Source organism: Leptotrichia sp., from assembly GCF_057270615.1.
Genome location: NZ_DBHIXN010000056.1, coordinates 1 through 11723, shown reverse-complemented (window position 1 = coordinate 11723; position 11723 = coordinate 1). Strand labels below are relative to the sequence as shown.

General features: G+C 25.8%; 10 protein-coding genes and 1 pseudogene. 4 read left to right on the top strand and 7 right to left on the bottom strand.

Annotated features, from left to right (window positions below):
* Window positions 1–131: 131 nt before the first annotated feature.
* From ACO409_RS08890 to ACO409_RS08870, 5 genes are all read right to left on the bottom strand, one after another.
* Window positions 132–290, bottom strand: a complete 159-nt coding sequence (locus tag ACO409_RS08890; RefSeq protein ID WP_485556490.1) for a helix-turn-helix domain-containing protein — start codon at window positions 288–290, stop codon at window positions 132–134.
* A 745-nt stretch (window positions 291–1035) separates the two neighbouring features.
* Window positions 1036–2052 carry an ATP-binding cassette domain-containing protein gene (locus tag ACO409_RS08885; RefSeq protein WP_485556488.1) on the bottom strand — a complete coding sequence of 339 codons (1017 nt, stop codon included), beginning with the start codon at window positions 2050–2052 and terminating at the stop codon, window positions 1036–1038.
* Window positions 2053–2086: 34 nt separating this feature from the next.
* On the bottom strand, window positions 2087–2779 hold the full coding sequence (locus ACO409_RS08880) for a GTP-binding protein (protein ID WP_485556486.1): 693 nt from the start codon (window positions 2777–2779) through the stop codon (window positions 2087–2089).
* 26 nt (window positions 2780–2805) lie between these two features.
* Window positions 2806–4032: an ABC transporter substrate-binding protein gene (locus ACO409_RS08875; protein WP_485556484.1), complete on the bottom strand. Its 1227-nt coding sequence runs from the start codon at window positions 4030–4032 to the stop codon at window positions 2806–2808.
* A gap of 211 nt (window positions 4033–4243) precedes the next feature.
* A complete protein-coding gene (locus tag ACO409_RS08870) occupies window positions 4244–5680 on the bottom strand; it encodes an RNA-guided endonuclease TnpB family protein (RefSeq protein WP_485556482.1) in 1437 nt (478 codons plus the stop codon).
* 311 nt (window positions 5681–5991) lie between these two features.
* On the opposite strand from ACO409_RS08870, the gene ACO409_RS08865 reads away from it, so the two are divergent.
* The gene (locus ACO409_RS08865) at window positions 5992–6735 is read left to right on the top strand and encodes a cyclase family protein (RefSeq protein WP_485556480.1); all 744 of its coding nucleotides are present in this window, start codon (window positions 5992–5994) and stop codon (window positions 6733–6735) included.
* A 589-nt stretch (window positions 6736–7324) separates the two neighbouring features.
* Here the strand turns inward: ACO409_RS08865 and ACO409_RS08860 are convergent.
* Both ACO409_RS08860 and ACO409_RS08855 read right to left on the bottom strand, forming a co-directional pair.
* The gene (locus tag ACO409_RS08860) at window positions 7325–8014 is read right to left on the bottom strand and encodes a YoaK family protein (protein WP_485556478.1); all 690 of its coding nucleotides are present in this window, start codon (window positions 8012–8014) and stop codon (window positions 7325–7327) included.
* Between the two features lie 37 nt (window positions 8015–8051).
* A complete protein-coding gene (locus ACO409_RS08855; RefSeq protein ID WP_485556476.1) occupies window positions 8052–8741 on the bottom strand; it encodes a response regulator transcription factor in 690 nt (229 codons plus the stop codon).
* A gap of 333 nt (window positions 8742–9074) precedes the next feature.
* Here ACO409_RS08855 and ACO409_RS08850 point away from each other — a divergent pair, with 333 nt between their 5' ends.
* The 3 genes and pseudogenes from ACO409_RS08850 to ACO409_RS08840 all read left to right on the top strand — a co-directional run.
* Complete coding sequence (locus ACO409_RS08850; RefSeq protein ID WP_485556474.1) at window positions 9075–10586, top strand: hypothetical protein; 1512 nt, start codon at window positions 9075–9077, stop codon at window positions 10584–10586.
* 270 nt (window positions 10587–10856) lie between these two features.
* On the top strand, window positions 10857–11378 hold the full coding sequence (locus ACO409_RS08845; RefSeq protein ID WP_485556472.1) for a hypothetical protein: 522 nt from the start codon (window positions 10857–10859) through the stop codon (window positions 11376–11378).
* Window positions 11379–11454: 76 nt separating this feature from the next.
* Window positions 11455–11723, top strand: a pseudogene (locus ACO409_RS08840) (HEAT repeat domain-containing protein); the annotation flags it as partial.

Sequence of the window (11723 nt, the reverse complement as noted above, 5' to 3'; positions counted from 1 at the left end):
CATTTTTTTATGCTTTTCTAAATATTTCCAATATTTTTAAGTTGTTTTTTCTTGCTTTTAAAATCCATGAAATGGAACTTTGTATAAAATATAGACTTCTCGGCCAATTTGGAGTTATATAAATATTTTTATCACTGTTTACTCTCTACTTCTTTTAAAAATTGGTTTTCACTTTTCAAACTAGCAGGTGTAATTATTTTATTTTTTCCAGTTTCTTCATAAATTTTATTAGCAATATATAAAATCGTATTGTAAACAAAACTAACACATCCAAAAGTCTTATTTATCAATAATTCCTGTTCTTTATTGGATAAATTCTGTATTTGAATGCTAAATTATATTTCATAAAATTACACTTCCTTTTGATTTTGAATATTATTTTTAATAACTTTTCTTCGATATTTTATACAAAAATTGTATCATGTATGTACCCTTTTTTTACAAAAAAAAGTAATTCATCTACAACTTGTAGAAAGCCTACGACTTCTTGCTATCTTTTGTTAGAAAATTAAATTTTATCATTGAATATACATCTTAAATACTTTTATAATAGATGTGTTTAATAACTTAAATTTTTTATATATATGAGGGAAGGGCTTAAGTTCTTCTTGCTTTAGGATATTTATTTTAAATTATGAATTACATAGTTATTGAATGAGTCTAATTTTATTTATAAAGATTATGATTAATGATAGTTTTTTTTATTTAATTTTTTTTGTAATGTAAGGACATCAGACGCCATATCTCTTTTCCATAACAGTTGTTTTAGACTACTACTTAAAGATGACAGTAAAACGTTTTGTGATGCCTCACTTTATGTGAAACTTTTGTATAAAAAATAAAACTTACTTTGTAAAATTACGTTTATTTTCGTAAATAAGAGTTATTTTTACATAAATAAGTTTTATAAAAATTTATAATGTATTTGTTATTCAAATAGAGTTTTGTATCAAATTAATTATTATTATTATTATTATTATTATTGAAGTTTACTTTTGTTTTTCAAATGGAATTTAGTATAAGTAAATTTTTTGATTAAAAATTATTTTTTAAAATTTCTCCATTTCTTAAATTACTTCTCATTATTTGAATAATATTGTCCATTTCATCTAGTTTTTTTAAAATTTCCTTTTCTTCAGGACTTGTTGTAATAATTTTACTGATTCCACCATTTTTTATTATGATTCGTTTATCTGCTATTAATGCTAATGTTGGATCGTGTGTTGCCATTAACACAATTTTATCTGAAGAAACAAGTAATTCCAAGGCTTTTTTCCTGTCAATTCCTGCATTTTCAATTTCGTCAATTAGGACAATTGGAGATGAACTTAGAATGGCTGTGTCAGCAATCATTAAAGCACGGGATTGTCCACCACTTAAAGCTGTAATTGCGGTAGTTAAGTTAAATTGCTCTCCTGCCAGTTTGTTTGCTGCATTAATAATTTTTTCTATAGTTTCATTAATATTTTCAATCATTCGGCTTTGTGCATGAAGTTCTAGAAATTCTTTTACTGATAAATCCATAACAAAATTCATATTTTGTGATAATTGTGCTACTAATTTATTGTTTGAAGAATAACGCCATTTTTTATCTGGAAGTTCATTATTTATAAGGATTTGACGTTTTGTTGGGGTATCTTTTTGTGCAGTCCATTCGATGTCTGCAAGAAGTCTTGATTTTCCAGAGCCTGTAGGTCCTACAATTGAAATAATTTCTGATTTATGAATATCAAGCCTTTCAAATCCCTCTTTATTTCCAGATTTATCTTGTCCGGCAACAATTGTAAGCAGATCAATTGAATTTTCATCTTCCATTCCTAAAAATAATTTCATTTGCTCAATATAGTCAATTAAACTTTCTTCAATTTTTTCCACATCTAATGCAAAATCCTCAAATTTATCTTGTGCAAAAGTTGTGATAAATTTGTGAAAAGTATTATTTTGAAAAGTTTTTACAGGCAAGTTATTTTCATTAAAAAAGTTCTCTGCAAATGGATATTTCTGAATAATTTCACTAATACTTAATTTATTTATTAAATCTTTTTTCTTCATATTTTTTCCTTTTTTATTTTTATTAATTATTTTTTTATTGTTGTAAATTCATTTTTCTAACATTCCCCATCTGATACTTTTCTCCAATTCTCTTTTCTCCTAAGCAATAAGAGCAAAGTGCTGATGGCATTGGAAATCTAAGTTCCATTCCTTGAACGCTATCTATTTCGAGTTTTTTCTCGTAAAGAAGAGTACTTAATTCGTATGCTCCTTGTCCAGTAAGTCCATTAACGTGCATTGTTACAGCTTTTGGATTTACAGAGTTTATACGTGAGGCAAAAACTTCACGTTCAGCTTGTGAAACAATGTCCCCTTTTGTAATAATCACAATATCAGCAGCTTTTAATAATGGTCCTATTTTTCTAGGAGTATTAATTCCTGATAAGTTATCAATAACGCAAACTCCTTTTATATCTTTAATATATGGAGAACATCTGTTGCAAAGTCCTGCTGATTCTGTAATCAATATTGAAAGATTAAGGCTATTTCCCCATTGCACGACTTCTTCAATATTTGAAACAAAAAAATGATCTGGACATAAAGCTCCTGAAATTCCCTTTTTTACAGGAATTCCTACTTTTGCATACAATTTATCATCATCTGTATAAAGGCAGTCAAATTTTACTACTCCAACTGACATTCCTTGTGATTTTAAGGCTTCTGCAGTTTTTAAAATAACACTTGTTTTTCCTGATGATGGCGGACCTGAAAATATTATTAAATTCATATCTGATCTCCTTTTTTATTTGAAATTTATTTTACAAAACTTTTTTGTACTTCGGTATTAAATTCTTTTTCACATTCACGAATAATTTTTCCAATATCATGACTGTAAATAAAGTCCCAGCCAACCCATTTAAAATTTTGATATTCTTCCAAATGGTTATCTACATTTGGATTTGTTGATGGAAATTTTCCATTTGCTGAAAAAATTGTTCCAATTTTATTTGACATAAATAAATCCATAAATGGTTTAATTTTATCTGCTTTAGATTTTTTTGTAATCATAAATATTGGACTTAGTAAAGCTCCATCTTTTGGCCATACAACTTCCAGATCTCCTGTTCCGTCAACCATTTGTGAAAAGAAATATGGGATAATGCTGACAGCGGGAGCTTGTGGAGTTCGAGTTCTAGCCTTTACCATTTGAGCAGGATGTAGACTTTTTTTGTAGGAACGAGCCAATTTATGAATCCCATCCATTCCAAAATCCTTATAGAGATTAGCAAGCAATGCATTAAACAAATCCAAATCAGCCATTGGCAATGCAACTGAATCTTCAAATTCTTCACTTAATAAGTCTGTCCAAGTTTCTGGCATTTTTCTATCACCTAAAGAAGTCTTGTTTACTAAAAATATTGCTGGGACCACTCCTATTATAGCATAGCGATTTTTAGGATCTCGCAAGTCAATAGTTTCGTTGCAGAAATCTTTGTTCATACTTTCAAGATGCGTTTCAAAAATGCCATTTTCCATGTACTGTCCCATCAAATTCTTATCGAAAAATAGTTCAAATCCAGCTGAGAGCAGCACATCTGAAACTTTATCAGGATTTCCTGTTTTAACTTTTTCTACAACCCAGTCAAGCCCCAAATTTGCTGATTTTAAATTATATGAAATAGAATAATCATTTTTTTTATTTTGCTCGCTTACCCAATCTCTGATACCTTCTAAAAGTGGTATTCTAATGGGACAAGGCAGAACTCCTTCAATTACCAAATCACTATTTTCATTAGCTTTATTTTCATCTAATGAAACATCAATATCAGCATCCTTTTTTAAAAATGTCTCTAATTTTTGAATAAAAAGTTCTTGATTAATCTTTTTTGTCATGAGAGCCGTTTTTAAAGTAATATTTTTTCCCATAATTTTAAGCATTTGTTTATTTTTTAATTGCTCAAATCCATTTGCAATAAAAAAATCAAGTGCTTCGGGATATTTTTCCATAATTTCATAAAGTGTATCGTCTAAATTAAACATACTCTATTCTGCTACTAAAAATGTGTTAAATTATATTTAACACACTAGAATGTTGCTGCTTCAACGAACATACTTTTGATAAAAAATATCTACTCGTATTTGTTTTTGCTCTCCACAGCCGTAAATTCCCGACTAGCCATCGGTACATATAATATATTCTGTTTCGCTAAATCGTAGCATTCTCCTTCTTTTTTTATTTAGAATATATTATTTATGTCAATATTGTATATTGTGTAGAATTTCTCAAATTAAGACTTGCGTTGTAGTCTCTATTTATTTCAATTCCACAACAACTACATTTATAAATTCTATCTTTTAATTTAAAATCTTGTTTTTTGTTTCCACAGTTACTACATAACTTAGAACTAGGATAAAATGTACTTACAATTCTTAATTCAATATTGTTTTCTTTGCATTTATTCAAAAGTTTTGTTCTAAATTCATAAAATTTTTGTTGTGAAATTACTTTTGATAAATATCTGTTTTTCATCATATTAGAAACTTTCAAATCTTCTATTGTTATATATTTTAACTTGGTTTTTGTTAACATATTAACAACTTTATTAACATAATCATTTCTAATACAATTTAATTTAAAAAACAATTTAGCTATCACTAATTTTTGCTTTTGAAAATTTTTACATTCATAAAGATTTTTCCCCATTTTTTTACAAGACAAATATTTTCTTGATTTTTTTCTTTGCCCTCTTTTTAGTTTTTTTTCAATTTTTCTAACTTTCAAAGTTTTATTAATATTCTTAAAAATTTGTCCATCAGAACAAGTTGCAAAATCTTTTATTCCTAAATCAATTCCTATTCCTTCTTTAGTTTCTAAATTTTTCTGAATTGAATTTTTCTCAATTTCTTTTTTTATTTCTAAAATTAGAGACAAAAAATAACGATTACCTTCTTTTGAAATTGTAGCACTTTTAATATTTGCATTTTTAGGAATATATCCATATTCTTTTAATCTTACAAATTTTAAAGTAGGAATTTTTATTTTGTGCCTATAAAATTCAAAATCAGTTTTATTATTTTTAAAAAAATAGCATTTTTGGTTATTATGACTTTTCTTTTTAAATTTTGGAAAACTCGATATTTTGTTAAAAAATCTTTTAAATGCTTTTTCACTATTCATTATAGCTTGTTTATTAGATTTTGATGAAACATCTTTTATCCAAGATTTATCAGGATTTTCTTTTATAAAAATATTATTTATATATTTTGAGAATTCAAATCCTGTAACAAACCTTTTTTCTTTTTCATAAATTTCTTTGTTATATGCTATGTAAAAATTATATAAAAATCTTCCTGTTCCAATAGTTCTGTTAATTTTTTCAATCTGTTCAGCTGTAGGTTTAATTTCAATTTTTATTCCTTTATATTTTAGAAATTCCACTTGATTTTTTAGATCATCTTTTTGATTTTGGTTAGAAACACGAGCATATATAATTACATCGTTTACTTGATTTTCAGCATTTTCCTGTTGAATACCCATAATATTATAATAATCTTCTTCTGTATAATATCTTCTATTTGTTGGGGTTCTCCGTGCTTTTAATATGCCTTCTCTATCCCATCTTTGCAATGTATTTACAGTTCTTCCTATCATTTTGTCAAATTCATTTGGCTTATATATTTTGCTCATATCAATATGATAACATACTTTTAATATTTATCAATACATTTTAAAAACTATTTTTATCTCCTAAGTTTAAAAAAATTTATAATATTATTTTTAGTTTGTCTATAAAATAATTTTACTATGAATAAATTATATCATAAAAAAATAGAAAAAAGCGTAATATACATTACATTCGATAATTTTTTCTAATTATAATAATTAATTTTACTATACAAATCTTTAAACTTGTGATACAATAACATTGAATTAGTTACTAACTGACTCATAAAAAACAAAATACTACAAAATAAAAATACAACTAAAGGAGTGATATTATGTCAAATTTATGGAAAACACTAGAAACATTAAAAAATCATCAATGGATTGAATTATCACATGAATTGTCAAATGAAAGCCCTTATTGGCAAGGAATGCCGAAAGGAGTTCTAGAACTTAATAAAACTGTTATAGATTTTTCAGAAATGAATTTAAGAATACAAACTTTCAAATTTCCAGGACAATTTGGTACTCACATTGATTATCCAGGACACTTTATACAAAATGCCCGTTTAGCAAAGGATTTTAATATTGCTGATACTATATTGCCACTTGTTGTTATTGATCTTAGTGAAAAAGTAAAACAGAACAGCGATTATGAAATAAGTATCGAAGATATATTAGAATTTGAAGAAAAATATGGAAAAATCCCAGAAAACTCTTTTGTAGCTTTTAGAAGTGACTGGAGTAAACGATGGCCTGATTTAAAAGCACTAGAAAATGTTGATGAAAATGGTAATGCACATACACCAGGATGGCCAATTCCTACTTTGGAATTCTTATTTGATAATAGAAATGTTGCCGGAGTTGGACACGAAACATTCGATACTGATGCTGCTGTAACATGTGCTAAAAATGGTGATTTGGCTGGAGAAAGATATGTTTTAGGAAAAGATAAATTTCAAGTTGAGGTTCTTAATAATTTAGATAAATTACCTCCAACTGGAGCAATAATATTTATTGCCGCTCCTCGAATAAGTGATGCAAACGGACTTCCTGTTAGAGTTTGGGCAATTGTATAATTTTTAACAAAAAGATAGCAATAAGTTGCAGGCTTTCTATAAGTGGGAGATGAATTGCTTTTTTTGTAAAAAAAATTGAAAAAATTACAAAAATCATTGTCAAGAAAAGTGAAATTTTCTAAAAATTGGTATAGACAAAAAGAGAAAATATCAAAATTGCACGAGTAATCAAAAATTGTAGGAAATAAAAAAACAGGGCAGGGACTGCCCGAAGAGCTTGGTAAATATATTTGGCTAGTCATACGCAAATACTTCCCAAGAAGCGAGGGTGTCTCATAAATCAAAAATAATTTTACTAACATAAGTATTGTATATTTTTTAAAATCAAAAAATATTATTTTTACTAGTTTTATAAATATAGTAAAATATATAAAACTTATGATTCAGTAATTTTATTTACATTTTGAGACAGCCCCGTAGTTTACTGGTAAAATATACTCAAATCCGTTTTTAAATTATTAAAGATTATATAAACTTATGGCTTGAATAAAGTATTCATAGCTTTTGAATTTAGTTTTAAATTAGTTTTACTATAATATTAACTAGAGTAATTTATGATGATAGCAATTAAAGTTAAAAATTTTCTTTCTTAAATAGTTTCTTTAAACATTATTACAAATACAAAAATTAATAAAATACAGCAAACTAGTAAAGAGGCTATTCCGTAAACATTTACTAAAATTACACAAAGTAATGATCCGATAAGAAAGAACCCATCTAGTCCTAAATAAATCCAAAAACTTTGCAAATGTGACTTGTCTTCAGTTTTAAAATATTTAACTAAGTTGTCCATTCCGCTTCGTAAGTTTCCTGTACACATTGTAGTGGCTCCTGCAAGACCTCTGATTTTTCTAAATCCTTGATATTGAATTGCAGCAATGAATGACATAATTATATTTACGATGATATTCCAGTTTCCACTTGGAACAAAAGAAATAAAAAACATTGTTATAACCTGATAGATTATTACAATTTGCTGCCATCTAAAAATTTTATGTTTCTCAAATCTTATTTTTATACGTTCAGTAAATAATATTCCAAGTGCAAAAAATAAAATTGGCATAAAATAATCAAAAGATTTTTCCCATTCACCTTTTCCTAAATTTATTGCAAGATAGACAATATTTCCAGTTTGTGCATTAGCAAGCACTTTTCCACGTGTAATAAATGTGTATGCATCCATAAATCCTCCGACCATACACAGCATCATTCCTAGCCGAAATGTTTCTGGAGGATATTCCTCTCCGTTAAATAAAATTTTTTTTATCTTTTTACTCATTAAAAAAATCCGCTCCTTTATTCATTTTTTTAAATTATTATTTTTCTAAAATATCAAATTTATATCCAACGCCCCAAATTGTCTTAATATTCCATTTTTTATGCTCGTAGTTATCCAACTTTGCACGAAGCCTTTTTATATGTGTATCAACAGTACGGCTGTCTCCAAAATAGTCAAATCCCCAAATTAAGTCTAGTAAATTTTCCCTTGTAAAAACTTTATTTTGATTTGTTGAAAGAGTCCATAAAATTTCAATTTCTTTTTTAGTCATTGAAATTATTTCTTCATTTACTTTTACTGTAAAATTATTTAAATCAATTTCAAGATTGTCAAATGTAAAGATTTTTTCACTTTCATCATTCTTAGGAGTTATTCTACGTAAAATTGCATTTATTCTGGCAATTATTTCTCCTGGTGAGAATGGTTTTACAATATAGTCATCTGCCCCAATTTCAAGCCCCATTATTTTTTCGTAATCTTCTCCACGTGCTGTAATCATTATAATTGGAACATTTGAAAATCTTCTCGTTTCACGACATACATCAAATCCATCTTTTTTTGGCATCATCACATCTAGCAAAACTATGTCAAACTTATTTTCCTCAATTTCTTTCAATGCTGTTTCTCCATCAAAAACAGTACTTACAATAAAATTATTTTTTTTACAGTATTCTGAAAGTATTGACACAATTTGCTTATTATCATCTGCAATCAGTACTTTATACATATTTTCCTCACTTCTTTTCAAAATTAATATAATAAAATTTTATCATAAATTTCTTAAAATATAAACATTAATTTTTATGTTATAGTAAAACTGAACTCAAAAACTATGACTATTTTACTTAAATACTAAGTTTGTATAATCTTTAATAGTTTAATTTTGAATAGGTCTGAGTGTATGTTTAAATATTCAATTTCTTTAAAAATTAAGTTGAAAAAAATAATTGAATAAAATATTTTAGTATTTAGACTAGACTTAAACCAGTCTTTTTTATATAATATAGCAAATAAAAAAGGAAAGATAATAAAACTAAAAAAAATAAAAAAGGAGGGAAAAATGAAAGAAATTATAAAAGTTTTACAAGTTTTGTATAAAATTATTGTTTCTTATATTATTTCTACAAAAGTAAAACTTATGCGAAATGAAAATAAATATTTGAAAAATGATGTTCGTTTAAAGAAGTTTAAATTTATGATGTTAAAAAAAATAGAAAATGAAATAAGGGAATTAAGCAAAGCTTGTGAAAAAAATAAGACTAAGAAAAATTTAAAAAAGCTTTATTACAAGCGAAAAAAATATTTGAAAATAAAAAATAATCAAATTAAAATAATGGATTTTTCCCAATTTTTTTTGGAAATCACAGTTTATGCAATGTTGATATTGACTTCTTTAAATATCGCCTGGCAAATTAAAGTTTTGGATTATCACATTTATTTATTGATTTTTGTGAGCTGGATAACATTTGTCATAGTTTGGATGAGTTTGGTTTTTATAAGGTGGGCAAGTCTATTTTGGGTGCAGATGACGAAAAAGTTTTATATTGGTGCTTTTTATTTGCATATTAAATGGGATAAAATAATGATTGGAATAATTTTGCTGTTTTTGGCAAATCTTACTTTTCAGAATTATACAAAAAAACTTTTGGAGAAAAATCAGAGTTTTTTAATTTTGGAAAGTGATGATGTGAATGATATGGATTTGTTGAAAAATTCGACTATTGAAATTTTGAATGAAAATTATCATTTTAAATGGTCGGTTGATAAAAATGGGAAAATTATTGATTCGAGAAATAAAATAGAAGGAAATTATAGAGTTGAAAATTTGTTAGTCAAGGAAAATAGCAGTCTTATGCTTTATTATGAAAAAAATAGAAGTGATTTTGAAGAAGAAAATGGAAATTTGAAATCTCAAAAGGGTGAATATGTTGATTTGAAAAATAATGTTGTGAAAATTTTTTCAAAAAATAAAATTTATAGCGGAAATATTATTTCAGGAAAAGTTATAAAACTTTCAAATGGAATTTATTTACCGTTAAACAGTAGTTATCGATATTTTCAAAAAAACAAAGGGAAAGAAATTTTCATTGTGGATAAAAAATTGAAAATAAAAAAACAAATTAATTATGTAATGTTTTTGATTTCTGTAATTTTTATGTTACTTTTGACTTTAAAAAATAGATATTTTGAGCTGGAATTTATTACAAAAGAAAAAATTATGTATAAAATTTTGCAAAGAGAGAAAAAGTATTCTTTTGAAATAAGAAAACTTGTGCTTTCGATATTAAAAATAATCCGTATGGCAACTGCAATTTATATACCTGTGCAAGTTTATTTACTAAGAAATATTGTCTTTAGCCTTTTTTTGGAAAAAAGTTTGTACAAAATCAACAAAAACATAAATTTATTATTTTCATTATTATTTTCACAAACTTTTCTTTTGACAATTTTAATATTTTACGGATTGAGAAAACTTTATAAAATTTTGAGAGTTATTGCAAAAATAATTCATGAAGAAGGAAGCAATGATTTAAGAGATTTGATTGAAGATGAGAAAAATAAAATAAATTAGTGAGTAAGTTATAAAAAGATCACGACAATTTTTGCATTGTAGAAAAATCTAAAATGATGGAGTATTTTTAATTTGACTAATACTAATATTGAAAGCTAAACATTTGAGTATGCTACTACTCCTACAAAATTTAAAGAAGATTTGGAAGTAGAGATACTTAAAGGAAAAGCAACAGATGAAACAGTCTTAAAAACAATAGAAAATCTCATCTTTATAAATGAAAATTTGACAGATGATGCGGAAAATACAAGATAAAAAGGGAATAGAAAAATGAAAAAAATAGATTTAAAAAAATTAGAAAATTTAATGATAAAAAATTACAAAAGACAAATAAGTTTTCAAGAATTACAAAAAGACTTTTTTGAAAATGATATTGAAAGAATCGAATATATAAAATCTGAACTTGAAAAAGCATATATTGAAAAAAACGAAAAAAATGTTAATATTTTAATTTTAGCAATCTTCGTATTTAATCTGTACAGTGAAGATTTTATTGATATTTTATGTAAATTATCTAAAGAAGAATGGCATGAAAGACATGAGGATATTGCTATTTACTTCATGGAAATGGAGTTACTGTCTACGGTAGAATGTCTTTATGAATTAGCAATTTCAGATTTTGAGAAATATCGTGATGACGAATACTGTCAATTAGTTGAAAAATGTTGCTATGCTTTAGGAGTGGTAGGAATAGAAGATGCAAAAGAAAAACTTAAACTGTTGGCTAAAAGTGATAAAGATATTATACGAGAACATGTTGAAGATACATTTGAAATGTATAAATTATCTTAATTAGGAAAGAAAAAGAACTGGAAATATTTAATCAAAATATTAAAGAAATTAATTATTAGAAAGGAAATAATAAAAAATGGAGAAAAATAGTTTTGAAGAATTGGAAAATTTGATGTGGAAAAAATATAAAAAACAAATAAGTTTTCAACAATTACAAAAGGAATTTTTAAAAAATGATGATGAAAGAATAGAGTATATAAAAACAGAGTTAGAAAAAGCATATAATGAAAAAAATGGACACAGCGTAGATATTTTAATTTCAGCAATTTACATGTTCGAATTATACAGTGAAAAATTTGTTGATATTTTATGCAAATTAACAAAAGAAGAATGGCATGGAAAACA